At 68.3% G+C, this 22,937-nt stretch carries 26 protein-coding genes and 2 tRNA genes; 16 read left to right on the forward strand and 12 right to left on the reverse strand.

Annotated elements, in window-relative coordinates:
* Position 1: 1 nt before the first annotated feature.
* A complete protein-coding gene (locus tag B7R22_RS05130; RefSeq protein WP_116410751.1) occupies positions 2-790 on the forward strand; it encodes an energy-coupling factor transporter transmembrane component T family protein in 789 nt (262 codons plus the stop codon).
* A 25-nt stretch (positions 791-815) separates the two neighbouring features.
* Positions 816-1,097 carry a hypothetical protein gene (locus tag B7R22_RS05135; protein ID WP_116410721.1) on the forward strand — a complete coding sequence of 94 codons (282 nt, stop codon included), beginning with the start codon at positions 816-818 and terminating at the stop codon, positions 1,095-1,097.
* 105 nt (positions 1,098-1,202) lie between these two features.
* Here B7R22_RS05135 and B7R22_RS05140 read toward each other — a convergent pair whose 3' ends face one another.
* From B7R22_RS05140 to orn, 4 genes are all read right to left on the reverse strand, one after another.
* Positions 1,203-2,714, reverse strand: a complete 1,512-nt coding sequence (locus B7R22_RS05140; RefSeq protein ID WP_116410722.1) for a hypothetical protein — start codon at positions 2,712-2,714, stop codon at positions 1,203-1,205.
* Positions 2,715-2,938: 224 nt separating this feature from the next.
* Positions 2,939-3,289, reverse strand: a complete 351-nt coding sequence (locus B7R22_RS05145) for a metallopeptidase family protein (protein WP_116410723.1) — start codon at positions 3,287-3,289, stop codon at positions 2,939-2,941.
* 60 nt (positions 3,290-3,349) lie between these two features.
* Positions 3,350-3,425 (reverse strand) — tRNA-His (locus B7R22_RS05150).
* Positions 3,426-3,470: 45 nt separating this feature from the next.
* Positions 3,471-4,091: an oligoribonuclease gene (gene orn, locus B7R22_RS05155; RefSeq protein WP_116282350.1), complete on the reverse strand. Its 621-nt coding sequence runs from the start codon at positions 4,089-4,091 to the stop codon at positions 3,471-3,473.
* A gap of 98 nt (positions 4,092-4,189) precedes the next feature.
* Here orn and B7R22_RS05160 point away from each other — a divergent pair, with 98 nt between their 5' ends.
* Entirely contained in the window at positions 4,190-4,879 is a 690-nt protein-coding gene (locus B7R22_RS05160) for a histidine phosphatase family protein (RefSeq protein WP_172582217.1), read from the forward strand.
* Between the two features lie 63 nt (positions 4,880-4,942).
* Here the strand turns inward: B7R22_RS05160 and B7R22_RS05165 are convergent, their stop codons facing one another.
* Positions 4,943-5,257 (reverse strand): hypothetical protein, encoded by a 315-nt coding sequence (locus tag B7R22_RS05165; protein WP_116410725.1) that lies wholly within the window; start codon positions 5,255-5,257, stop codon positions 4,943-4,945.
* 31 nt (positions 5,258-5,288) lie between these two features.
* Between B7R22_RS05165 and B7R22_RS05170 the strand changes: the two genes are divergently transcribed.
* Complete coding sequence (locus tag B7R22_RS05170) at positions 5,289-5,675, forward strand: DUF1801 domain-containing protein (RefSeq protein WP_116410726.1); 387 nt, start codon at positions 5,289-5,291, stop codon at positions 5,673-5,675.
* A gap of 61 nt (positions 5,676-5,736) precedes the next feature.
* A tRNA-Arg gene (locus tag B7R22_RS05175) sits at positions 5,737-5,808 on the forward strand.
* Positions 5,809-5,855: 47 nt separating this feature from the next.
* Here the strand turns inward: B7R22_RS05175 and B7R22_RS05180 are convergent.
* Positions 5,856-6,611: a hypothetical protein gene (locus B7R22_RS05180; protein ID WP_116410727.1), complete on the reverse strand. Its 756-nt coding sequence runs from the start codon at positions 6,609-6,611 to the stop codon at positions 5,856-5,858.
* A 128-nt stretch (positions 6,612-6,739) separates the two neighbouring features.
* On the reverse strand, positions 6,740-6,961 hold the full coding sequence (locus B7R22_RS05185) for a hypothetical protein (protein WP_116282367.1): 222 nt from the start codon (positions 6,959-6,961) through the stop codon (positions 6,740-6,742).
* Between the two features lie 253 nt (positions 6,962-7,214).
* Here B7R22_RS05185 and B7R22_RS05190 point away from each other — a divergent pair, with 253 nt between their 5' ends.
* Genes B7R22_RS05190 through B7R22_RS05205 form a run of 4 tightly spaced genes read left to right on the forward strand, consistent with a single transcriptional unit; the run spans position 7,215 to position 10,605 of the window.
* Entirely contained in the window at positions 7,215-7,835 is a 621-nt protein-coding gene (locus B7R22_RS05190; protein ID WP_116410728.1) for a single-stranded DNA-binding protein, read from the forward strand.
* A gap of 53 nt (positions 7,836-7,888) precedes the next feature.
* A complete protein-coding gene (locus B7R22_RS05195) occupies positions 7,889-8,362 on the forward strand; it encodes a DUF6993 domain-containing protein (RefSeq protein WP_116410729.1) in 474 nt (157 codons plus the stop codon).
* A gap of 2 nt (positions 8,363-8,364) precedes the next feature.
* Positions 8,365-10,047, forward strand: coding sequence for an energy-dependent translational throttle protein EttA (ettA, locus tag B7R22_RS05200; protein WP_116410730.1), 1,683 nt, complete (start codon positions 8,365-8,367; stop codon positions 10,045-10,047).
* A gap of 51 nt (positions 10,048-10,098) precedes the next feature.
* Positions 10,099-10,605, forward strand: coding sequence for an acyl-CoA thioesterase (locus B7R22_RS05205; RefSeq protein ID WP_116410731.1), 507 nt, complete (start codon positions 10,099-10,101; stop codon positions 10,603-10,605).
* A gap of 37 nt (positions 10,606-10,642) precedes the next feature.
* Here the strand turns inward: B7R22_RS05205 and B7R22_RS05210 are convergent, their stop codons facing one another.
* Complete coding sequence (locus B7R22_RS05210; protein WP_116410752.1) at positions 10,643-11,512, reverse strand: acyl-CoA thioesterase; 870 nt, start codon at positions 11,510-11,512, stop codon at positions 10,643-10,645.
* 77 nt (positions 11,513-11,589) lie between these two features.
* Here B7R22_RS05210 and B7R22_RS05215 point away from each other — a divergent pair, with 77 nt between their 5' ends.
* Positions 11,590-12,249, forward strand: a complete 660-nt coding sequence (locus B7R22_RS05215) for a hypothetical protein (protein ID WP_116410732.1) — start codon at positions 11,590-11,592, stop codon at positions 12,247-12,249.
* A 163-nt stretch (positions 12,250-12,412) separates the two neighbouring features.
* Here B7R22_RS05215 and B7R22_RS05220 read toward each other — a convergent pair whose 3' ends face one another.
* From B7R22_RS05220 to pepN, 4 genes are all read right to left on the reverse strand, one after another.
* Positions 12,413-14,065 carry an FAD-binding dehydrogenase gene (locus B7R22_RS05220; RefSeq protein ID WP_116410733.1) on the reverse strand — a complete coding sequence of 551 codons (1,653 nt, stop codon included), beginning with the start codon at positions 14,063-14,065 and terminating at the stop codon, positions 12,413-12,415.
* Positions 14,066-14,115: 50 nt separating this feature from the next.
* Positions 14,116-14,613 carry a globin gene (locus B7R22_RS05225; RefSeq protein ID WP_116410734.1) on the reverse strand — a complete coding sequence of 166 codons (498 nt, stop codon included), beginning with the start codon at positions 14,611-14,613 and terminating at the stop codon, positions 14,116-14,118.
* Positions 14,610-15,653, reverse strand: coding sequence for a mechanosensitive ion channel family protein (locus B7R22_RS05230; RefSeq protein ID WP_116410735.1), 1,044 nt, complete (start codon positions 15,651-15,653; stop codon positions 14,610-14,612). The genes B7R22_RS05225 and B7R22_RS05230 overlap by 4 nt, the downstream gene beginning before the upstream one ends.
* A 73-nt stretch (positions 15,654-15,726) precedes the next feature.
* A complete protein-coding gene (pepN, locus tag B7R22_RS05235) occupies positions 15,727-18,267 on the reverse strand; it encodes an aminopeptidase N (protein ID WP_116410736.1) in 2,541 nt (846 codons plus the stop codon).
* Between the two features lie 212 nt (positions 18,268-18,479).
* Between pepN and B7R22_RS20180 the strand changes: the two genes are divergently transcribed.
* The 6 genes from B7R22_RS20180 to B7R22_RS05265 all read left to right on the forward strand — a co-directional run bounded on the left by B7R22_RS20180 (position 18,480) and on the right by B7R22_RS05265 (position 22,905).
* Positions 18,480-18,656, forward strand: coding sequence for a type II toxin-antitoxin system HicA family toxin (locus B7R22_RS20180; protein WP_367379176.1), 177 nt, complete (start codon positions 18,480-18,482; stop codon positions 18,654-18,656).
* Positions 18,653-19,036 carry a hypothetical protein gene (locus B7R22_RS05245; protein ID WP_216363398.1) on the forward strand — a complete coding sequence of 128 codons (384 nt, stop codon included), beginning with the start codon at positions 18,653-18,655 and terminating at the stop codon, positions 19,034-19,036. Before B7R22_RS20180 ends, B7R22_RS05245 begins: the two co-directional genes overlap by 4 nt.
* Before the next feature lie 42 nt (positions 19,037-19,078).
* Entirely contained in the window at positions 19,079-19,654 is a 576-nt protein-coding gene (locus B7R22_RS05250) for a ribose-5-phosphate isomerase (RefSeq protein ID WP_116410738.1), read from the forward strand.
* Positions 19,655-19,665: 11 nt separating this feature from the next.
* Entirely contained in the window at positions 19,666-20,604 is a 939-nt protein-coding gene (locus tag B7R22_RS05255) for an Fpg/Nei family DNA glycosylase (RefSeq protein WP_116410739.1), read from the forward strand.
* Positions 20,601-21,230, forward strand: coding sequence for an FMN-binding negative transcriptional regulator (locus B7R22_RS05260; protein ID WP_116410740.1), 630 nt, complete (start codon positions 20,601-20,603; stop codon positions 21,228-21,230). Before B7R22_RS05255 ends, B7R22_RS05260 begins: the two co-directional genes overlap by 4 nt.
* Positions 21,231-21,339: 109 nt before the next feature.
* On the forward strand, positions 21,340-22,905 hold the full coding sequence (locus B7R22_RS05265) for an amidohydrolase (protein ID WP_253258893.1): 1,566 nt from the start codon (positions 21,340-21,342) through the stop codon (positions 22,903-22,905).
* Positions 22,906-22,937 lie beyond the last annotated feature (32 nt).

Here is a 22,937-nt window from a genome sequence, read left to right on the forward strand (position 1 = left end):
CATGAGCATCCTGAACCCGGTGCGCGGCACGCAGGCCGTCTACGCGATCAACCCGGTCGCCAAACTCGTCGCGGCCCTCCTGCTCAGCCTCACCCTCGTGCTCTCGATCGACTGGGTCTCGGCCGGTGTCGCCCTCGTGCTCGAGGCGGTGCTGTTCTTCTGGGCCGGGCTCGGGTTCCGCACCTTCCTCCTCCGCACGCTGCCCGTGCTGATCGCCTCGCCCGCCGCCGCGCTCACCACGCTGCTCTACGGACGCCCGTCGGGCCACGTCTACCTGCAGTTCGCGCTGGTGAATGTCACCGACGGGTCCATCGAGCTCGCCGTGGCGACCGGGCTCCGGGTGCTCGCCATCGGACTGCCCGCGATCGTGCTGTTCGTGACGATCGATCCGACCGACCTCGCCGACGGCCTCGCGCAGGTGCTGCATCTGCCCAGCCGCTTCGTGCTCGGCGGGCTGGCGGGGCTCCGGCTCGTCGGTCTGTTCGTCGAGGACTGGCGCTCGCTCGAACTGGCCCGGCGCGCCCGGGGCGTCGGAGACTCCGGGCGCTTCCGGCGTTTCTTCAGCCAGGGCTTTGCGCTGCTCGTGCTCTCGATCCGCCGCGGCAGCAAGCTCGCGACGGCCATGGAGGCGCGGGGATTCGGGTCGCCCGGCGAGCGGACCTACGCCCGGGCATCCGTCATGGGCTGGCGGGAAGGTGTGCTCATCGCCCTGGCCGTCGTCGTGGCGCTGGCGGCAGTGGTGGTGTCCGTGTCAACCGGATACTGGAATTTCATCGGCAGCCAGAGCTGACCGCTGCGCCCGGTACGGTGGGAGCATGACTGATGCAACACAGACCCCGAACTCCTATGTCGTCGAGTACACCGACGGCCCCCTCGTCGGCCAGACCGACACGCGTATCTTCGTCGGCGGAGAGTACGACAAGACGTTCGGCGTGATCGCCCTCGTCGACGGCATCGAAGCGAACTTCGAATACCACGCGACCGGCACCCGCGAACTGAACGGCCAGACCCACGTCACGTACTCGTTCGACGCTGCGAACAGCGACTCCCCGGTCAGCGACGAAGACGGCGTGGAGCCCGGCGAGGCACTCGTCTGACCTCTCGCCCTGCCGCCACCATGGAATGCGCTGAGCCGATCCTCACCCGTCTGGGCCACAGTTTCGCTGGGCGCATTCCTACAGTCGGGTCAGCAGCGCTGGAGATCAGCCGCGCGAGGCGATGAACGCCCCGATCACGTCGAACGGATGCGCCAGGCGCCAGAGCGGCCCGGGATCGGTGAGCGGCCCGTCGAGCGTGAGCGGAGCATCCACCGCACCCTCGGGCAGCGCGAATGTCACCGTTCCCGCCGGAGCGCCTGAGGGCGCGGTGGTGAGCGTCAGCGGCGTCGCCGTCTGTGTCACGGGAGTGGTGGCCCAGAGCATCCGCGACTCCGCTTCTGAGGTCACTCCGCGCGCGGTCTGCCCCCAGGCGGCGGTGTACTCCACGAAGGGTGTCTGGGCCGCCGCGATCTCGGTCGGTTTCAGGCCGGTGGATGCGCTCCCCACCAGCGCCGTGAGGTCGGCTTCGAGCGTGGGGTAGTCGGGCTCCCGCAGCATCGCGCCGTAGATGGTGGCGTCCGCGGCGGTGGCCGGCGCGGTGGCGTCCGGCGCGGTGGCGTCCGCGGTGGCATCCGTGGTCGCCGCCGCGCCTGCAGCTCCCGCCAGCGGCACCGTCGCCCGGTACAGCAGGCACAGCCCCGCTTCGTCGGTGTAGCTCAGCGACAGCCCGGTGATGCCCAGATCCGGCAGGTAGACCGCGAGGTTCTGCACCTGCCGGTTGCCGTTCACGGTGGCCGACGGCAGGGCCATGATCTCGGCGATGACCGGGGTCTCGAAGGCGAGCTCTGCGATGCGGGTGAGGTCGGAGGCTGTGCCGACGGACGTCTCGCTGAGACCGGTGGTGTCCGTGACGGTCGTGCCGGTCATCCCGTTCGCCGCCAGCCAGGCGTTCGCGGCCGTGACGTAGGCGTCCGTCGTGCCGAATGCCCAGCGCGCTAGGGCATCGGCGTGGTTGTTGCTGGATCCGAGCAGCATCGCGATGAGCATGTCGCGCTCCGACCAGCTCTCGTTCGTGATGAACGACACCGCGCGGGAGCTCTCCGAGATGTAGCGCACGTAGTCGGCATAGTCCTCGGCCGTGATGACGACAGGGTCGCCCGGCGTGCCGGCGGCGAGTGGATGCGCGCTCAGCACGACGAGCGCCGTGATGACCTTGGTGGTGCCGCCGAGGGGCACCGGATCTGCGATGCCCGCGGTGGTGACGGCACTCGCGGGTGGCGCGGACGGTGGCGCGGTCGCGCTGGGGGTGGCGGCTGTGCCGGGTGCCGTGGTCGCGCCCGGGGTGGCGGGAGTTGAGGGTGCAGCGGTCGCGCCGGAGGTCGCGGGTGTGCCGGGTACAGCGGTCGCGCCGGGGGCCGCGGGTGTGCCGGCTGCGGCTCCGGATGTCGCGGCGGCAGGGCTCCCGCCGGCCACCGTGACCCCGCTCGCGCCGGTCGACGGCAGCGCCGGAGCGGCAGCGGCAGGAGTGATGGCGGGGGTGTCGAGCACCCGCGCGGTCGCGGCCGGAAGCGGCCCCAGCAGCGTGGCCGGCCCATACACCCCGAGCCCGAGGATCACGACGGTGCCGATCGCGATCACCACGCCGCGCCGGATGCGATGTGCGGCGGTCGAGGTCATGCCCCCCAAGCTAGCGCGGGGTGGCCCTGATCGCCCCGAGCGACCCGCGCGCCTCGCGCCGCCCGCCCTGCCCACGTCCGCCCCGCCCACGTCTACCCAGCGCCCGCCGCGCGCCGCCCTGCCACGCCCGCCCCGCCCACGTTCGCCCGGCCGAAGGGACGCAAAGCGCTCTTGCGGGCCTACGTTGGAGCGTTTTGCGTCCCTTCGGTTGCTTCCGGGTGCGGTCAGGCCCAGCCGAGCTCGTGCAACCGCTCGTCGTCGATGCCGTAGAAGTGCGCGATCTCGTGCACCAGTGTCACGTGGATCTCGTCCCGCAGCTCGCCGAGGTCGGCGCACATCGCCAGCAGCGGCACGCGGAACAGCACGATGCGGTCGGGCATCTCGCCGAAACCGTACTGCCCGCGTTCCGTCAGGGCGACGCCGTCGTAGAGGCCGAGCAGGTCGAGGGATCCGTCCTCGGGGCGATCCTCGACCACGAAGGCGACGTTGTCGAGCCCGTCGATCATGTCGTCCGGGAGAAGGTCGAGTTCTGCCACCACGAGCGCTTCGAAGGCATCGGCGTCGAGCTCGAGCATCCGGAACCTCCAGGCGAAAGAAAAACGAGCGACCCGACAGTGCCGGGCCGCTCGCTTCGGTGGGGTGAGTAACGGGGCTCGAACCCGCGGCCTCCTAGACCACAACCAGGCGCTCTGCCAACTGAGCTATACCCACCATGGCTCCGCCGTGAGGCGAAGCGCTTTTTGGAACGAACCGAGTCTACAGCTTCGCGGCGAACTCGTTCACCACTTCTGCCGAGATGGCTTTCAGATCCGCTGACGGCGGCCCGGGCGGCGCCACGAAGATCGCCTTGCGGTAGTACTCGAGCTCGCGGATCGACTCGAGGATGTCGGCCAGAGCACGGTGACCGCCGTCTTTCGCGGGTGCGTGGAAGTAGATCGGCGGGAACCAGCGGCGCGCAAGCTCCTTGATCGAGGAGACATCGACACTGCGGTAGTGCAGGTGGGCATCCACCCGCGGCATGTACTTCGCGAGGAACATGCGGTCGGTGCCGATGGTGTTTCCCGCAATCGGCGCCTTCAGCTCGTTGGGAACGAACTTCAGAATGTATTCGAGCACCTCGAACTCCGCCTCAGCGAGGCTCACGCCGTTCGGAATCAGCTTGTCGAGGCCCGACGTGGCGTGCATGTTGCGCACGAAGTCGCCCATGTGCTCGAGGGCGGAGTCGTCGGGCTTGATCACGATGGTGAAACCGGGGTCGAGAAGGTTCAGCTCGAAGTCGGTGATGACGACAGCCACCTCCACGAGTTCATCGACGCTGAGGTCGAGGCCGGTCATTTCGCAGTCGATCCAGACCAATCGGTCTGATTGTGCACTCATGCTGCGAGTCTACCGTCGGCCCCCGACACCGGCCGGGCCGCTGCCCGCCTCGCGCCGTGCGATACGGTTGAAGCTGCAACTGAAGTGGAGTGTCACCCGTGTCACCAGAACCTCTCGCCCAGACGCCCGGCCAGACGCCCGCTCCGACGCCCGGCCAGACGCCCGCTCCGACGCCCGCCCAGACGCCCGGCCAGATCGTGCTCGTGCGGCACGGCGAGACCGCCTGGAGCCTGACGGGCCAGCACACCGGTGTCACCGACATCCCGCTCACCGCCAACGGTGAAGAGCAGGCACGCGCAGTGGGCCGGGCGCTCGCGGGTCGCCGTTTCAGCCAGGTTCTGACCAGTCCCCGCCTCCGTGCCCGCACGACCGCCGACCTGATCGGTTTCGGCGACCAGGCCACCGTCGACGCAAACCTCGCCGAGTGGGACTACGGAGCCTACGAGGGCCTCACCTCGGTGCAGATCAAGGCCGAGCGCGGGCACTGGAACCTCTGGACCGACGGCGTACCCGCTGGCGAGACGCCAGGTGAGAACAACGCCGAGGTGCAGTCCCGGGCCCTGAGGGTTCTCGGCCGGGTGCGGGCCGACGTGCTTGCCGGCAACGACGTGCTGCTGGTCGCACACGGCCACATCCTGCGCGCGCTCGCCGCGGCGTGGGTCGAGCTCCCGCCGACGGGCGGGCAGGTCTTCTCGCTCGGAACGTCGACCATGAGCGCCCTCGGCTACGAGCACGATGTGCCTGTCGTCCTGCTGTGGAACGCCCCCGCGCCGCGCGCCGGCGTGTAGGTCCCTGCTCCCAGAGCCCGGTCACGGTGTGAAGACGACCCGTCGCGGGTCTGCCGAGTCGAGCTACGCCGATTCGACGTCTCGGAGCGGGATGCTGCGGGTCTCGACCTCGAACGAGCCCTTAGAGATCGCGGCGACCAGCGAGGGGAGCTCCCCGAGGATGTCCCGCGGGCTCACCGACCCCTGGCCGCTGCCCACGATGCTGAGCCGTGATGAACGGAGCGCGGCAGACGGAATGGATGCCGTGGCCCCCGCAACCGAGCCGATCTCGATCCACGTCAGCCGTCGCCGACCTCGGCCAGCAGGGCTGCACTGGAACCCGCCGAGCAGCGGCGCCTTTCTGCACTCCTCGGCACCCTCCTGCCGACCGGATGACATACGATCAGGCCCACAGACGATGGAGACGGATATGAACCCCAGCGAGCAGATCGACAGCCTGATCGAGAAGCACCCGGACTGGCGGGGGGTGAAGCTCGCTCAAATGCGCGGCATCATCCGCGGGGTCGATCCGGCCATCGTCGAGGAATGGAAGTGGATGGGAGCCCCCGTCTGGGAACTCGACGGCATCCTCGTGGTGGGCAACATCTTCAAGACCAAAGTGAAGCTGGGGTTTATGTACGGCGCGTTGATCGACGACCCTGACGGCCTGTTCAACGGTGAGCTGGGCGGTAACCAGCGACGTTCTGTGGAATTCGCCGAGGGCGACGACGTCGATGAGAAAGCCTTCACGGCGTTGGTTCGCGCGGCGATCGCGCACAACCAGTCGAAACCGCGAAAGACCCCGGCAAAGAAATAAGCCGTCTGTCGGATGCTCGGAGCAACCGGAGCCGCTACGGCATAATGGGTGCTGGAGTCCTCCCCCCGTAGCTCAGCGGAAGAGCAAATGGTTTCTACCCATCAGGCCGGGGGTTCGAATCCCTCCGGGGGGACTCCGGGGGGGATGCTCTTTCTGCGGGGGATCCTGCCGGGCGGGCTGTCAGCGCGGGGCCGGGTTGTCGATCTGGCGCTGCACCGCGTCGACATCATTCAGAACGCGTGCTGTGTCGAGCGTGCCCGTTGTTGCGCGGGGGGCTTCGGTCGAATGCGCAGGGTAGGTGGGGGCCTGGTAGGTGGGCGCCTGGCGCACGGGTGCGGCAGGCGCAGCTTCGCGCACGGTGGATGTTTCGGCCGACGTCGGCGCCGCGGCGGTCGTGGCACCCTGCTTCTGTGCTGCGGGAGCCCCGTGCTGCTCGTGGTGCTGCTGGGCCACCCAGGCCTCCTGCTGCTCCTTCAGGGTGCGCTCGGTGTCTGAGCCCTGCGTCGACCAGCGGTCGAGGTCGCTCTGGAACGAGCGCCGCGTGCGGCCGGGACGGTTCTGCCATTCGACGAGCTGGTCGCGGAACACGATGACGGCCGGTTCGACCTGGTAGCCGAAGGTCGCAGAGCTCCGTTTCATCTCGGCGAGAGAGTGCGTGGCCCAGTTTGCCGCGACCGCGGCGCCCTTGATCGGCAGCAGGCGAACCTGGATGTCGGCCTGCCCTGTAGCGCGGTCGGAGAGCACCTGCTCCTGCGGGGTGAGGGAATTCCAGACGGAAGCCTGCTCCGCGGCATCCACCAGCGCGCCGATCGCTGCGACTTTGAGGTCGCGGTCACGACCTGCCAGCAGCCGCTTGATCGAACCGCTCGCGATCCATGCCGCGAGCAGCCCGGCGACGATGATCGAGACCGCGGGCACCGCGATGCTCGTGATCACATAGGCGCCCCCGTCGGTGTTGGCCCAGTTCAGAAAATCGCTCCACTATTGCATGGGGGAAGACTACCTCCGGCCTGATGTCTGGCTCCGGATGACGCGGGCGTGTGTTGCGACCGGCAGAACGGCCATCAGCGGAAGCACGAGAGCGCGTCGTCGATCGAGGCGAAGTCGCCGACGCCCACCACCTGGCGGGTGGAGGCGATCATCCGGCGGGCCTCGAACCGTTCGGTCGCCTGCTCGATGTAGCCGGCCATGCTGCCGTCGGATCGGAGCACCCGCCAGAGAGTGGGGCGCACCTGGCGGAGGGTCGGGGGCGACGAAGGGAATCGGCTGGCTCTGAGGGTGTTCATGTCGTACCTCCTGTGATCGCGCCGGCCCGGCTGATGGTGTGATTGCAGGCTATGTGCGACCACCGACATCGGCGGAGGGCGAACGCCGGGCTGTCTTGTCCCCCACAGCGACGACATCGAGCGATCTCTCCACAGATGACTGCCGAGGCCCCAGCGGAGCCGGATGACGGCACCAGAATCGTCGCAGCGGCCCGAACCACCGCCCCTCGCATTCCGCGTCGGACGTCGGCCCAATCATCTTGAGGAGCGCACCATGCCCGACACCATTTCCCTGACAGGGGTCGTCGCGACCACGCCGCGGCACATCACCACCACAGAGGGGCTCGACATCACGAGTTTCCGGCTGGCGTCCAGCCAGCGCCGGTTCGATCGGCACCAGAACAGCTGGGTCGACATGGGCACGAACTGGTACACCCTCACGGCGTTCCGCCAACTCGCGTCGAACCTGGCGACGTCGGTCTCCAAGGGGGACAGGGTGGTGGCCGCGGGCAGGCTCCGCATCCGTGAGTGGGAGAACGCGGAGAAGAGCGGGATGACAGTGGAGATCGAAGTCGACTCCGTGGGCCACGACCTCAGCTGGGGAACGACCCAGTTCAGCCGGACCGTGCAGCCCGAGGCGCAGGCCGGGGGATCGTCCGCTGCGCTCGGCTCTGGTCCTGGCGGAGGGCACAGAGTGGGATCCGGACAGGGCGACGGGGGGTCCGGGTCGAGCGACGTGGCCGCACCGGCTGTCACCGGATCGGGTGGCTGGGCGATACCCGGAGCGCAGTCCGAACCCGCCGCCGGACTCGAATCCGACGGTTTCACCCCGGCGTCCACGGCCGATTCGGAGCATGACGCGCTCACTCCTCACCTAGACTCGACCCGTCTGTAGGGGATCCCGCCACAACAAATGGAGTTTTCATGCCAGCGCGCTCGTATCGCGTCATGCTCACTGCGGTTCTGACGGCAGCCACCGCGCTCGCCCTCGCCGCCTGCACGGCGACGGATACCCCTATTCCGGCCCCGACGGAGTCCTCCTCGGTGCAGTCAGGTGCCCCGACCGCACCGCCCACTGCGGCACCGAAGCTGGTTCCCGGCGGATCGGCGACCGACAACCTGCCGTTCTTCGACTCGGTCAACAACGGGGTGATCGGCGCTGCCACCGCGGCGAACTCGACGGCCGACGGCAAGGGATTCGTCTCAGCGCTCCGCGACGGGGGTTTCACCGTCGCCGACATGCAGGTCACCCCCGACATCACCACGGTCGGGGTGAAGGCCGATTCGATCCAGTTCTCGGTGGCACTCGGTGGCCAGTGCCTCATCGGCCAGTACGGTTTCGGCGAGTACCACAGCCTCGTGGCCCCCTTGCTCGGCACCGGCAAGTGCCTGATCGGGGAGACCCGCACCATAGACTTCTAGACATGGCCGAATACATTTACTCCATGGTGCGCGCCCGCAAGGCCGTGGGCGAGAAGCTGATCCTCGACGACGTCACGATGTCGTTCCTGCCGGGGGCGAAGATCGGCGTGGTGGGTCCGAACGGTGCCGGAAAGTCGACCATCCTGAAGATCATGGCCGGGCTCGACACTCCGAGCAACGGCGACGCGACGCTCTCCCCGGGTTACACCGTGGGCATCCTGATGCAGGAGCCGGAGCTCGACGAGTCGAAGACGGTGCTCGAGAACGTGCAGGAGGGAGTCGGCGAGATCAAGGCCAAGGTCGACCGCTTCAACGAGATCTCCGCCGCGCTCGCCGACCCTGACGCCGACTTCGACACCCTGCTCGAAGAGATGGGTACGCTCCAGGAGCAGATCGACGCCGCCGACGCGTGGGATCTGGACTCCCAGCTCGAACAGGCCATGGATGCCCTCCGCACCCCTCCCGGAGACGCCAGTGTCTCGAACCTCTCCGGTGGAGAGAAGCGACGGGTCGCGCTGACCAAGCTGCTGCTGCAGAAGCCCGACCTGCTGCTGCTCGACGAACCGACGAACCACCTCGACGCCGAGAGCGTGCTGTGGCTCGAGCAGCACCTCGCGAAGTACCCGGGCGCTGTGCTCGCCGTCACACACGACAGGTACTTCCTCGACCACGTCGCGGAGTGGATCGCCGAAGTCGACCGCGGCAAGCTCTACCCCTACGAGGGCAACTACTCGACCTACCTCGAGAAGAAGCAGGAGCGCCTGCAGGTGCAGGGCAAGAAAGACGCCAAGCTCTCGAAGCGCCTCGCTGAAGAGCTCGAATGGGTTCGCTCGAACGCCAAGGGCCGCCAGGCCAAGTCGAAGGCACGCCTGGCGCGTTACGAGGAGATGGCGAGCGAGGCCGAGCGCACCAGGAAGCTCGACTTCGAGGAGATCGTGATCCCCGTGGGCCCACGTCTCGGCTCGCAGGTCATCGACGCGAAGAAGCTGAGCAAGGGCTTCGGTGAGCGCGTGCTCATCAACGACCTCTCGTTCACTCTTCCCCGAAATGGCATCGTCGGCGTGATCGGCCCGAACGGCGTCGGCAAGTCGACCCTGTTCAAGACCATCGTCGGCTTCGAGCCGCTCGACTCGGGCGAGCTCCGCATCGGTGACACGGTCGACATCTCCTACGTCGACCAGGACCGTGGCGGCATCGACCCGAAGAAGACCCTCTGGGAGGTCGTGTCCGACGGCCAGGACTACATCCAGGTCGGCAAGACCGAGATCCCGTCCCGCGCCTACGTCTCGACGTTCGGCTTCAAGGGCCCCGACCAGCAGAAGGCCGCGGGTGTGCTCTCCGGTGGTGAACGCAACCGGCTGAACCTCGCGCTCACGCTCAAACAGGGCGGAAACCTGCTGCTGCTCGACGAACCGACGAACGACCTCGACGTGGAGACCCTGGGCAGCCTCGAGAATGCCCTGCTCGAGTTCCCGGGCTGTGCTGTGGTGATCACACACGACCGGTGGTTCCTCGACCGCATCGCGACGCACATCCTCTCCTACGAGGGCACCGAGGATGACCCGGCGAACTGGTACTGGTTCGAGGGCAACTTCGAGGCCTACGAGCAGAACAAGATCGAACGCCTCGGCCCGGATGCCGCGAAGCCACACCGCTCCGCGTACCGCAAGCTGACACGCGACTGATCTGCAACCGCCGATCGACTGCCGTGAACGAGCACCCAGTGGGCCGCTGAGATGCGCCTGAACGTTCCGACCAGACTGCGCTGGTCCGATCTCGATGCCTATGGGCACGTGAACAACGTGTCGATGCTGCGCCTCCTCGAAGAGGCGCGCATCGAGGCGTTCTGGTCGACAGAGTCCACGACGCACCAGACCGCAGACGGCGAGGTGACCGAGTTCACCGGGAACTCCGCCATGGCGGTGCTCGACGGCCGCGCCGACGCGCGTACGCTCTCCCTGATCGCTCGCCAGGAGATCGAGTACCTCGCGCAGATCCCGTACCTGCGGGAGCCCCTCGACCTCCAACTGTGGATCGGGCGTCTCGCGGGTGCGAGCCTCGACGTCTGCTACGAGGTCTGGAACCCCGTGGCATCCGAGACACGTGTGCTGTTCACCCGGGCAGCCACCACCCTCGTGCTGTTCGACGCAGAACTCGAGCGGCCCCGGCGCATCTCCGCCACGGAACGCGCGGCATGGGAGCCGTTCGTCGAGGCCCCGCTCGAGTTCACGCACCGTCGCTGACGCGGGCAGGAGCCGGACGGAGCAGGACCGGAAAAGCCTAGACGCCCGGGACGCGGATCGTCCCCTCCTGGGCGATGCTCGCCAGGAGCGTTCCGTCCTGCGAGAACATCCGCCCGAGAGCCAGTCCACGCCCACCGGTCGCGGAAGGGGATTCCTGCGTGTAGAGCACCCACTCGTCGGCGCGGCCGGGGCGGTGCCACCACATCGCGTGGTCGAGGCTCGCGACCTTCATGCCCGGTGTCATCCAGGTGAGGCCGTGCCGGCGGAAGACCGCCTCCAGGATGGAATAGTCGCTGGCGTAGGCCAGTGCCGCCCGGTGCAGCACCGGGTCATCGGGCAGCCGCGAGACAGCGCGCACCCAGACCGCCTGGTGCGCAGCACGACTCTCATCCGCCTGGAGATAGACCGGCTGCGAGATGTGGCGTACGTCGAAGGGTCGCTCGTGGGCCCAGCTGCGCGCCACCGGATGATCCAGCGCCCCGATCACGTCCGCGGTGGTTGGCAGCGATTCGGGATCGGGAATGCCTTCTGGCATCCCGATCTGGTGGTCGAGACCGGGGTCGTCTGTCTGGAACGAGGCGATCATCGACAGGATCGGCACCCCGTTCTGGTAGGCCTGCGTGCGCCTGGTCGAGAACGAGCGCCCGTCGTGGATGCGGTCGACCGAGAAGGTGATGGGTTGGTTGGCGTCTCCGGGCCGGAGGAAGTAGCCGTGCATCGAATGAGCAGGACGATCGCCCTCGATGGTGCGACTCGCGGCGACCAGCGACTGCGCCAGGACCTGCCCGCCGAAGACCCGACCGAGCGGCGTCCAGATCGACGGAGCGACGAAGATGTCCTCGGTCGTTCTCACCGCACTCTCGGTGATGTCGAGCGCTGCCAGAAGGCTTGTGAAGGCGTCGGTCATGTTCTCTCCGTCTCGATCCGGCCACGGCTGCCCGATGGTCATGCGGGGCGTCCTCGCCTTCTGTAGTTTAGGAGTTGATGGTTCAAACGTTCTCCCTCGTCGATGCACTCTCCCTCGGCGACCTCAAGGTGTATCTCGGGCGTTCCGCGCGGGTGGGCACCGGCTCGGTGCGCCTGATCGCCGGCCAGGGGGTTCTCGCCGTCTATGCGTCCGTGCTCGCGCCCAAGGGCCTACTCGACACCGGCCCGACGGTTCTCGGCCTCCGCACGTTCGCCCTGAGCGACGGGCAGCTGGAGTTCGACGAGATCGTGTCGATCCGGGCCCTGCTCGACCGGCTCGCCCTGCTCTCGGTCGTCGCGAATGGGGACACAGGCCCTGTCGAGGTCACTCTTCCGCCCTCCGAGGGCCCGACGGCCTGGGCCGGGATCTCACCGCCCCGCGGCGGCTGGACGAACCTGGGGCTCGTCGATTCGGCCGTGCTGGAGAAGACCGCCGGCGACGGCATCTCCGAGGTTGCAGCGGCCCTACCGTCCGACACCGGAGAGCAGCTCGTGCATCGCGTGCGGAGCCAGGTCTGGGGTCGCCCGATCGAGGGCATCGGCCGCCCGACACCGTCGGGCGCCGCCTTCGCCGCGGTCAGCCTCGGATTCCTCCGCCCCGATGATCCCGTCGCCCTCTACGAGTCGGGCCCCTGGACGCGGCTCAGCACCCGCCGTGGCCACATCCTGACCCGCTGACCGGCCCCCAGCTGACGCGTTCCCGCCCCGTGCCCCCGCCCCTGCCCCCTGCCCCGCCCCCGCACGTGAGACACCTCCGGACAGGTGAGACCAGCGCGCGCGTCTCACCTGCGCGCAGGAGTCTCACGGAGAAGTCCGGAGTCCGGAGTCCGGAGTCGGCGCGTCAGAGCGCCGCCGCCACCGCACGCCCCACCTGGCGACCCGAGAACAGGCACCCCCCGAGGAACGTGCCCTCGAGCGAACGGTAACCGTGCATCCCGCCGCCACCGAAACCACTCGCCTCGCCCGCCGCGAACAGCCCCGGCACCGGCGACCCCGACCCGTCGAGCACCCGTCCCGAGAGGTCGGTCTGGATGCCGCCCAGCGACTTGCGCGTCAGAATGTGCAGCTTCACCGCGATCAACGGCCCGGCCGCCGGGTCGAGGAGCCGGTGCGGAGCCGCCACCCGGATCAGCTTGTCGCCGCGATACCGCCGGGCCCCGCGCACCGCCGTGATCTGGGCGTCTTTCGTGAACTCGTGCGCGATCTCCCGGTCGCGCCCCTCGATCTCGGCGGTCACCCGCGCCGAGTCGAGTGGGGCGTCGCCCGAAAGCCTCCTCATCCCCGCCAGTAGCTCCTCCAGTGAGGAGGCCACGACGAAGTCGGCCCCGCTCGCCTTGAACGCTTCGACGGGCCCGGGGGCGCCCGGGCCGACGCGCGCCGCCAGCAGCCGCAGGTCCTTCCCGGTCAGATCGGGGTTCTGCTCGCTGCCCGAGAGCGCGAACTCCTTCTCGATGATCTTCTGCGTCAGCACGAACCAACTGTGATCGTACCCGGTCGAGAGGATGTGCTCGAGCGTTCCGAGGGTGTCGAAACCGGGGAACAGCGGCACGGGCAGACGGCGCCCCGTGGCGTCGAGCCAGAGCGACGACGGGCCCGGCAGGATCCGGATGCCGTGCCGCAGCCAGACAGGATCGAAGTTCGTGATGCCCTCCGTGTAGTGCCACATGCGGTCGGAGTTGATGAGGGTGCCCCCTGCCTGGCGGGTGATGCCGAGCATCCGACCGTCGACGTGGGCAGGCACGCCCGAGAGCAGGGATGCCGGGGGAGTGCCGAAGCGCGCCGGCCAGTTCTGCCGCACGAGGTCGTGGTTGCCCCCGATGCCGCCGCTCGTCACGATGACCGCCGACGCCGCCAGTTCGAACGAACCGACGACCGTGCGCGAACTCGTCACGCCGCGCGCGACAGACGACGGCTCGAGAACGGCGCCGCGCACACCGGTGACGGCCCCGTCTGTCGTGGTGAGTTCATCCACCCGGTGCCGGTGCAGCATCGTCACGAGCCCACTCCGGATGCCCGCCTGAACCCGCCGCGCGAAGGGTTCGAGCACACCGGGGCCGGTACCCCACGTGATGTGGAAGCGGGGCACGGAGTTGCCGTGGGAGAGAGCTGTTCCGCCGCCCCGCTCCGCCCAGCCGACCACAGGGAAGAACCGCACCCCCTGCTGGCGCAGCCACGAGCGCTTCTCGCCGGCCGCGAACTGCAGGTAGGCCTCGGCCCACCGCTTCGGCCACTCGTCGATGTCGCGGTCGAAGCCGGCGGAGGCGAACCAGTCCTGGCGGGCGAGTTCGAGGCTGTCGTGCACACCCAGGCGGCGCTGTTCGGGGCTGTCGACCAGGAACAGCCCGCCGAACGACCACCAGGCCTGCCCGCCGAGGGAGGCGGCCGGCTCCTGCTCCACGATCGTCACGCGCCGGCCGGCGTCGACCAGCTCGGCGGCCGCGACGAGGCCGGCGAGCCCTGCGCCGACGATGATCACGTCGGACTGTGCGGTCATGTCAGAACTCCTTCGTTCCTGCCGGGGGGCGACCCCGCGGGGTGTACGACCTACTCGTCGAACGTGTTCACCATCGCATGCGCGGCTCGTTCGAGGTAGTCCCAGAGCGTCGCGTCCTGGAGCGGCGCGAGCTCGAGCGAGTCGACCGCAGCCCGCATGTGCAGCAACCACCGGTCGCGAGCGTCGGGGTTCACCTTGAACGGGTTGTGGCGCATCCGGAGCCGTGGGTGGCCGCGCTCCTGGCTGTAGGTCGTCGGGCCGCCCCAGTACTGCTCGAGAAATCCGGTGAGGCGCTGGATGGCGCCCTCCAGGTCTTCTTCGGGGTACATCGCCACGAGCACGGGGTCGGCGGCGACGCCGCGGTAGAACTCCCGCACCAGGCGTTCGAAGGTGGGGCGACCGCCGAGCTGCTCGTAGAACGTGCTCCCGGCGGCTTCGTCGGTTCCGGATGCCGTGGCTCCTGCCGTGGGCACGACAGGGATGAGCGGGATACCGCTGCCGGCGGCGGCCGAAGGTGTGACAACGGGCGTGAGTGGCTGGTCGGTCATCGGTTCCGTCCTCGGGGTGCACGCGGGCTCGTGCCGGCTGGCGGCGTGCCGCCCGATCCATTCTCCGGTGCGCCGTCGGGCCCCGGCGTCTCCGCGACCGGCACCGGGCGGGTGCGCGGCGGCCGGGCGCCCGTCACGGATGTCGCGCCCTCGAAGCCGGTCAGAACGATGCTGTTCAGCGACGGGAGGTGCACGCCCATCTCGTCGAGGGCGCGCTTCAGCTGGATCCGGAGCTCGCGCGCGACGTCGTCCTTGGCGTTCGTGCGCGTCTTGACCACGAGCCTGATGACAAGAGCCTCAGCGGAGATGCTCTCGAGGCCCCAGATCTCTGGCTTCTCGATCACACGCGACCGCCACTTCGGGCTCGACGTCATCGCACTGGCTGTCTCCAGCATCGTCGCCTGCACCGCGTCGACGTCGGTGTCGTACGGCACCGCGAGGTCGATGATCACGCGCGCCCAGCCCTGCGACATGTTGCCGACCCGCAGGATCTCGCCGTTCCGCACGAACCAGAGCGTTCCGTTGACATCGCGGAGGGTCGTCACACGGATTCCGACGGCCTCGACCACGCCCGTCGCTGGGCCCAGATCGACGACGTCACCGACGCCCAGCTGGTCCTCGACCACCATGAACAGCCCGTTCAGCATGTCCTTGATGACGTTCTGGGCGCCGAAGCCGAGGGCTGCGCCGAGCACACCGGCCGAGGCGACGATCGCGGTCACCTGGAACTGCAGTTCGCCGAGGATCATGATGAAGGCGAACACGACGACGACCCACGTGATGAGGTTCGACAGCACGCTGCCCATGGTGCGCGTGCGCTGTACGACACGCACCGCAGCCACCGGCGAGGTCATGATCGACTGCGTGTCCTCGGCGTCGTGCTTCTTCTTCACACCGGTGACGATGCGTTTCACCACACGGTCGACCGAACGCAGCAGGATCAGGCGGATGACCAGCGCACCCAACATGATGAAGACGATGTTGAGCAGGTGCTGGTACGAGGTGTAGAAGTTTCCGAGGTTGGTGAAGAAGTCGCTCATATGGCCTCAATCGTAGCGAGGGCCCCCCAGACGATTCTGAGGGGCCCCTGATGACGCTGTCGAATCGACGGGCCTACTCGGCGTCGCGGGCCTGAGCGGCGAGCGCCCGCTCGACGCCCGCGAGGTTCTCCACCACGAGCCGGCGGAGCGCGGCGGGCTCCGGGTCGGTCGCGAGCCAGGCCACAGTCGCGTCACGGAGCTCCACCGAGGCGAGTCCCGACGGGTACAGCCCCGTGATCAGCGTCGCCGCGATCTGGTAGGTGCGGGTCTCCCAGAGCATCTTCACGACCTCGAAGTACTTCTCGATGTACGGCGTGAGGAGCGAGGCATCCGATGCTCGCTGGAAGCCCACCGTGGTCGCCCGCACGATCAGGTTCGAGGCTGCGTCGGTGTCGACGAGGGAGGCCCAGGCCGCCGCCTTGGCCTCTGCCGTCGGGATCGACGCCCATGCGCTCGCGGCTGACTGTGCACCCGACGCCGTGTTGTCCGCGGCTAGAGCCGCATCGATCTCGGCGCTGCCAGCCTGGCCTGCGGCCACCAGGGCTGTGAGCAGGTCCCAACTGAGGTCGGTGTCGATGCTCAGGCCCTCGAGAACGACGGAACCGTCGAGCAGGCCCGCCACGTGCCCGAGAGTCTCCTCGGTGCGGGCGGATGCTGCGAAGAACTTCACGAACTGGAACTGCTCGTCGGAGCCCGGCGCCGCGTTCCGCGCCAGCGCCCACAGCTCGTCGGCGACCTGCGCCAGCGTCGAGGCCTGGAACGGCGGGGCCACGTAGGAGTTCACGGTCTGCACGACCTGGTTCAGCGCCGTGCGGAGCGTGGTCGACTCGTCTTCAGTCGCCACATTGCCGAGCACCAGGCGCACGAAGTCGCGCGGCTTCGTCTCGGCGTCGCGTGTGGCATCCCACACCGAACCCCAGACGATCGCCCGGGCCAGCCCGTCCTCGATGGCCGCGAGGTGCGCGATCACGGTCGAGAGCGACTGCTCGTCGAGTCGGATCTTCGCGTAGGCGAGGTCGTCGTCGTTCAGCAGCACGAGGTCGGGCCGGTTCAGTCCGATCAACTCGTCGACCGAGGTCGAGCTCCCCGCGACATCCAGTTCCACCCGGTGGTTGCGGATCAGCGCACCCTCGTGCAGGTTGTAGAACCCGATCGCGAGGCGGTGCGGGCGGATGGTCGGGTACGCCTCGATGGCGCTCTGCTCGATCACGAAGGAGGTGATGACCCCGTCGGCGTCGGTCTCGATCACGGGGCGCAGGGTGTTGACGCCCGCGGTCTCGAGCCAGTCGGCCGACCAGCCGGTGAGGTCGCGGCCGCTGGTGTGTTCGAGCTCGAGCAGCAGGTCGCTGAGTTCGGTGTTGCCGAACTGGTGCTTCTTGAAGTAGTGGCTGACCCCGGCGAGGAACTGCTCCTGGCCGACCCAGGCGACGAGCTGCTTCAGCACGGAGGCGCCCTTCGCGTAGGTGATGCCGTCGAAGTTCACCTGCACGTCGTCGAGGTCGTTGATGGTCGCGACGATCGGGTGGGTGGAGGGCAGCTGGTCCTGGCGGTACGCCCAGCTCTTCTCGGTGGAGGCGAAGGTCGCCCAGGCGCCCTTCCACTCGGTGGCCTCGGCAGTCGCGAGGGTCGACGCGTACTCGGCGAACGACTCGTTCAGCCAGAGGTCGTTCCACCACTTCATCGTGACCAGGTCGCCGAACCACATGTGCGCGAGCTCGTGGAGGATCGTCACGACGCGGCGCTCCCGCTGGGCATCCGTGACCTTCGACCGGAACACGTAGGCCTCGGTGAACGTGATCGCGCCGGCATTCTCCATGGCGCCCGCGTTGAATTCGGGCACGAAGAGCTGGTCGTACTTCGCGAACGGGTACGGGTAGTCGAAGGCGTTCTCGTAGAATTCGAAGCCCTGGCGGGTCTTCTCGAACACGTAGTCGGCATCCATGTACTGCGAGAGGGATGCGCGCGAGAAGACACCGAGCGGGATGACGCGCCCGTCGCTCGAGGTGAGTTCGCTCCGCTCCACCGCGTACGGGCCGGCGACAACGGCGGTGACGTAGGAGGAGAGGATCGGGGTCGGTTCGAAGCTCCACGTCGACGTGCCTTCGCCTGCTTCCACCGGCGTCGGGGTGGGGGAGTTCGACACGACCTGCCAGTAGCTCGGCGCCGTGACCGTGAAGGTGAAGGTCGCCTTGAGGTCGGGCTGCTCGAACACCGCGAAGACGCGACGGGAGTCCGGCACCTCGAACTGGCTGTACAGGTAGACCTCGCCGTCGACCGGGTCGACGAAGCGGTGGAGGCCCTCGCCGGTGTTCGTGTAGAGCGCATCGCTCACGACGGTGAGTTCATTCTCGGCCTGCAGGCCGTCGAGCTGGATGCGCACGCCGTCGCTGACGGCGGGGTCGAGCTCGGTGCCGTTCAGGGTGACGCTCCGCACGGTCTTCGTGATCGCGTCGATGAACGTCGAGGCGCCCTCGGTCGCCGTGAAGCGCACGGTCGTGGTGCTGAGGAACGTCTCTGGTCCCGTCGTCAGGTCGAGGCTGATGTCGTAACTCGACGTCGAGACGAGCGAGGCGCGCTCGCGGGCCTCATCGCGGGTGAGGTTCTCTCCAGGCAACTGATGTTCTCCGTACTGGTCGTGGGGCTGATGCGCGAGGCGCGGCCTTGTGGGTCGGATGTCGCGTGCGTGCGTTATTTCCGTCCTCCAGCCTAACCACTTGCAGAATTTGTACCGGTTATCGATTCAATGACTAATCGTCAACTAATATTGCCTTGAAAGTCAAGTTTGCCTAGACCATTTTGATGGTGAGTGAAGAGCCGACCCGAAAGATGGTCAAGACGTTGAGAAAGGCGGGTTGGTCGCCAACGGCTGCCTTCGTTGGTAGTCATCGAAAGTGGAGTTCCGCAGATGGCTCCGTGACAATGTCCATTCCCGAAGGGCATTCGAACATCTCACCGGGAGTTGTCCGGCAGATATTGGCCGCAATCGAGAGGAGTAAGCAGTGAAGACCTACATCGCTTCAGTGACGCGGGACGGTAAGTGGTGGATGATCCGGGTCGCCGAGATCGACGGGCTGACCCAGGCCCGACGGCTGTCCGAGGCGGAACAGATGGCACGCGAGTTCATCGCATCTACTTTCGCGTTGCCACTCGAGGAGGTCGCGGTAACCGTGGAGCTGGATTCCGTGGGAAGCGTGCACAACATCGCCGAAACAATGCGTGCGATTCGCCGGGAGCGCGCCCAGGCGCAGGCGCTCGAAAGTGAGGCGACGAGAGCTGCAGCACAACTGGCGCGGCTGCTTGCAGAACAGGATGTGCCACTTCGTGACATTGGCACGGTTCTGGGTGTCTCGCATCAACGGGCACACCAACTCCTCGCCAGCTGAAACAACCACTTGCGGGGCTCGGCCGACTTGTAAACTCGGGGGATGCGCATCCACCTCGGCACAGACCACGCGGGGCTCGACTTCAGCCGTCACCTGTTCGATCACCTGACCGCCGCCGGGCACGAGGTCATCGACCACGGCCCAGCGGGATACGACCCCATCGACGACTACCCCTCGTTCTGCATCAACGCGGCGCTCGGCGTCGTGCGGGACCAGCGGGCCGGCGTCGAGGCGCTCGGTATCGTCTTCGGTGGGTCGGGCAACGGCGAGCAGATCGCCGCGAACAAGGTGAGCGGCGCCCGGGCCGCGCTCGTCTGGAGCGAAGCGACGGCGCTTCTCGCCCGCCAGCACAACGATGCGAACCTGATCGCGATCGGTGCGCGCCAGCACACGGTCGACGAGGCCGTCGCGTTCATCGACACGTTCATCGCCGAGCCGTTCTCGTTCGAGGAGCGTCATGCGCGTCGCATCGCGCAGCTCGCGGAGTACGAGGCGACGGGCGCCATTGCGGGGATCCACGTCGGTGCGGACGTCGCCCCTGATGTCGTTGCCGGTGCGGCTTCGGCCGCCAGCGCGGCCACCGCCGCCACCGCGGCCTCCGCGGCCTCCGCGGAGTAGCGGGTACCGGCATGCCTGAGGGTCACTCCGTCCACCGCATCGCGCTGCAGTTCGAACGCGACTTCGTCGGCCACACCGCCGCCGTCAGCTCCCCGCAGGGGCGTTTCGCCGAGGGTGCCTCCGAGATCGACGGGCTCCGGATGCTCAGCTCCCACGCCATCGGCAAGCAGATGTTCCTCGAGTTCGAGAACGACAAGTGGCTGCGCATCCACCTCGGCCTCTACGGCGCCTGGGACTTCTTCGGCATCGTGTCGCCGATCACCGACGAATCGGATGCCCGCGGCAGCATGGGCGCCCCACGGCTTCGCCGGGCTCTCCGCATGGCCGAGAGCGAGTCGGCGAAGTCCACCGATCTCGAGACCTTCCCGCCCGAACCGGTCGGCCAGGTGCGTGTGCGCCTCATGACAGACGAGAGCGTCGCCGATCTCCGCGGCCCGACCACCTGCGAGGTGATCGACTCTGCCCAGGTCGCCGTGGCGATCGACAAGCTCGGCCCCGACCCGGCCGAAGACGCCACCCGGGCATCCGAAGACCGCTTCGTGAAGCGCGTGCGCACGAAGCCGACGCCGATCGGGCTGCTGCTGATGGACCAGTCGGTGGTCGCCGGCATCGGCAACGTCTATCGCGCCGAACTGCTGTTCCGGGCGCGCCTGAACCCGCACACGCCGGGCAGGAATGTGTCGGTCAAACGTCTGCGGGCGATCTGGCAGGACTGGGTGTACCTGCTCGACATCGGCATCCGCACGGGCATGATGCTCACGATGGACGACCTCTCGCCCGCCGATGAGGCGAAAGCGCGTCGGAGCCGTACCGACCGGTACTGGGTGTACAAACGCGAGGGTCTGCCCTGCCGCGTCTGCGGAACGAACATCCTGCTCGAAGAGATGGGCTCACGAAAGCTCTACTGGTGCCCGAAAGACCAGAAGACTCCGCGCACGGTGGCGTCGTGAGGGAGAACCCGGCGTTCGACGCCCCGAGCGATGACGAGATCCGCCGTCTGATCAGGGAGAATGCCTCGGTCACGCTGGTCAGCAACACGTCACGCGGCCTCGTCGCGTCGCACTACCCGGTGGTGCTCGACGAGAGCGCCCCGGGCATCACGATCCTCAGTCACGTCGGGCGACCGGATGAACGCCTGCACGAACTCGGCCAGCATGAGGTGCTCGTGGTGGTGCAGGGTCCGCACGGCTACATCTCCCCGGGCTGGTACGATGCCGACCCGGCCGTGCCCACCTGGAACTTCGTGGTCGCGCACCTGCACGGAGTGCCCGAGATCCTGCCGGCGTCCGAGAACCTCGAGGTGCTGGCCACTCTCGTCGACCATTTCGAAGACAGGATGCCCGAGCCGCGCCGCATGCGGGGAACCCTCGAGAACGCCGAGTACGCGGCGCGGATCAGCGCGGGCACGGTCGGCTTCCGCCTCACGGCGACCCGCGTCGAGGCGAAGTGGAAGCTCAGCCAGAACCGCCCGGCCGAGACCGTCGAGCGGATCATCCACGAGCTCACCGACGGTGCACACTACGCGAACCCCGCCCTCGCCGCCGAGATGCGCCGCGTGCATCCCCTCGCTCCATGACCGGATCCACCGCCGTGGCAGACCCCGTGCTCGCGGCGAAGGGACCCGAATCGTTCCAACGCGCTGAGCGTGACGCGATATGGGGCCCTTCGACGGGGGAGGGGCGGCTGTGACGGGCGACATCTTCCTGCAGGGTGGACGGATGCCCGGGCACGAGGGCGCGTTCGACGTGCTCATGGCGGACGGGCGGATCCGCGCCATCGTGCCGAGCGGCATCGTGTCGACTCCCGCCCGGTCGCGCGTGCTCGCGCTCGATGGGCGCTTCTTCGTGCCGGGGCTCTGGGACAACCACGTGCATTTCACGCAGTGGGCGGCGCAGGGGCGCCGGCACGACTTCTCTTCGTCGACCTCGTCGGCCGCCGACGTGCTCTCGCGGGTGGCGTCGATCGTCGGCAGCGGTGCGGACACGGGCGCCGGCACTGGCGCTGGCGTCGGTGCCGGCGGCGTGCCCAGTGTGCCCGGCGGCGCAACGCAGGCGCCGCTCATCGGCTTCGGCCTCCGCGACGGGCTGTGGGACTCGACGCTCGACCGCTTCGGGCTCGACGCCGTGGCGGGCGGCCGGCAGGTCATCCTGATCAGCGGCGACCTGCACTGCTGCTGGCTGAACTCGGCCGCCCTCGCCCACTTCGGGTTCGACGGGCATCCGACGGGGTTGCTGCGGGAGGACGACTGCTTCCAGGTGACCGGCCTCGTGAACGACCTGAGCGCTGAGGCGGGCGACGAACTGGCGGCTGAAGCGGCCCGCGTAGCAGCTTCCCGCGGAGTGGTCGGCATCGTCGACCTGGAGATGGCCGACAACCTGGCCGTCTGGCGTCGTCGTATCGGGGCCGGCCAGCGCGACCTCCGTGTCGCCGCTGGCATCTACGCCACCCACCTCGACCAGGCGATCGAGGCGCGGCTCCGCACCGGTGACATCATGCCGAAGACCGGGGGACTGCTGAGCGTCGGCCCGTTCAAGGTCGTCACCGACGGTTCCCTCAACACGCGGACTGCCTACTGCTACGACGAATACCCGGGACTCGAGGGCCAGGAGGGTTCCCGCGGGATGCTCACCGTGGCTCCGGATGACCTGCTTGCCCTGCTCGAACGGGCCACGGCCGCGGGCCTGGTGCCCGCAGTGCACGCGATCGGCGACCACGCCAACGCCCTCGCGCTCGGTGTCTTCGAGCATCTCGGCACGGGCGGACGCATCGAGCACGCGCAACTCGTCGCCGACGCCGACTTCTCCCGGTTCGCGGCCTCGGGCGTGACCGCGAGCGTGCAACCCGAACACGCGATGGACGACCGCGACGTGGCCGACCACTTCTGGGTGGGCCGCACCGACCGCGCGTTCGCGCTGGCATCCCTCCGGGCATCCGGGGCGGCGCTCCTGCTCGGTTCGGATGCGCCGGTCGCCCCGCTCGACCCGTGGGTCACGATGGCCGCGGCCGTCGGGCGTTCGCGTGACCAGCGCCCCCCGTGGCATCCGGAGCAGCGCATCGCCGCGGTCGACGCGCTCGCTGCGTCGGCCAACGGCACCGCCATCATCGGCGTGGGCATGCCGGCCGACCTCGTGGTCACCGACCTCGACCCACTCTTCTGCGACCCTGACGAGCTCCGCAGGATGCCGGTCTCGGCGACCTTCCTCGCGGGACGCCCGACGTACCTCGCCCCTTGGGCTGCCGCCCTAGCCTGACAGCGCGGCAAGCGTTCGCTGCGATCTTTGTG

This window comes from Subtercola boreus (genome assembly GCF_003399635.1).
Classification (GTDB): domain Bacteria; phylum Actinomycetota; class Actinomycetes; order Actinomycetales; family Microbacteriaceae; genus Subtercola; species Subtercola boreus_B.

Bases quoted from the DNA above. Each gene is read 5' to 3' on its own strand.
- B7R22_RS05185 (WP_116282367.1), bottom strand. From the start codon at position 6,961: ATGAACACCCTCAGAGCCAGCCGATTCCCTTCGTCGCCCCCGACCCTC.
- B7R22_RS05225 (WP_116410734.1), bottom strand. From the start codon at position 14,613: ATGACCGACCAGCCACTCACGCCCGTTGTCACACCTTCGGCCGCCGCC.
- B7R22_RS05250 (WP_116410738.1), top strand. From the start codon at position 19,079: ATGCGCATCCACCTCGGCACAGACCACGCGGGGCTCGACTTCAGCCGT.
- B7R22_RS05130 (WP_116410751.1), top strand. From the start codon at position 2: ATGAGCATCCTGAACCCGGTGCGCGGCACGCAGGCCGTCTACGCGATC.
- B7R22_RS05205 (WP_116410731.1), top strand. From the start codon at position 10,099: ATGCGCCTGAACGTTCCGACCAGACTGCGCTGGTCCGATCTCGATGCC.
- B7R22_RS05170 (WP_116410726.1), top strand. From the start codon at position 5,289: ATGAACCCCAGCGAGCAGATCGACAGCCTGATCGAGAAGCACCCGGAC.
- B7R22_RS05135 (WP_116410721.1), top strand. From the start codon at position 816: ATGACTGATGCAACACAGACCCCGAACTCCTATGTCGTCGAGTACACC.
- B7R22_RS05210 (WP_116410752.1), bottom strand. From the start codon at position 11,512: ATGACCGACGCCTTCACAAGCCTTCTGGCAGCGCTCGACATCACCGAG.
- B7R22_RS05190 (WP_116410728.1), top strand. From the start codon at position 7,215: ATGCCCGACACCATTTCCCTGACAGGGGTCGTCGCGACCACGCCGCGG.
- B7R22_RS05255 (WP_116410739.1), top strand. From the start codon at position 19,666: ATGCCTGAGGGTCACTCCGTCCACCGCATCGCGCTGCAGTTCGAACGC.
- B7R22_RS05215 (WP_116410732.1), top strand. From the start codon at position 11,590: ATGGTTCAAACGTTCTCCCTCGTCGATGCACTCTCCCTCGGCGACCTC.
- B7R22_RS05165 (WP_116410725.1), bottom strand. From the start codon at position 5,257: ATGTCATCCGGTCGGCAGGAGGGTGCCGAGGAGTGCAGAAAGGCGCCG.
- B7R22_RS05220 (WP_116410733.1), bottom strand. From the start codon at position 14,065: ATGACCGCACAGTCCGACGTGATCATCGTCGGCGCAGGGCTCGCCGGC.
- B7R22_RS05230 (WP_116410735.1), bottom strand. From the start codon at position 15,653: ATGAGCGACTTCTTCACCAACCTCGGAAACTTCTACACCTCGTACCAG.
- ettA (WP_116410730.1), top strand. From the start codon at position 8,365: ATGGCCGAATACATTTACTCCATGGTGCGCGCCCGCAAGGCCGTGGGC.
- orn (WP_116282350.1), bottom strand. From the start codon at position 4,091: ATGAGTGCACAATCAGACCGATTGGTCTGGATCGACTGCGAAATGACC.
- B7R22_RS05195 (WP_116410729.1), top strand. From the start codon at position 7,889: ATGCTCACTGCGGTTCTGACGGCAGCCACCGCGCTCGCCCTCGCCGCC.
- B7R22_RS20180 (WP_367379176.1), top strand. From the start codon at position 18,480: ATGGTCAAGACGTTGAGAAAGGCGGGTTGGTCGCCAACGGCTGCCTTC.
- B7R22_RS05140 (WP_116410722.1), bottom strand. From the start codon at position 2,714: ATGACCTCGACCGCCGCACATCGCATCCGGCGCGGCGTGGTGATCGCG.
- B7R22_RS05145 (WP_116410723.1), bottom strand. From the start codon at position 3,289: ATGCTCGAGCTCGACGCCGATGCCTTCGAAGCGCTCGTGGTGGCAGAA.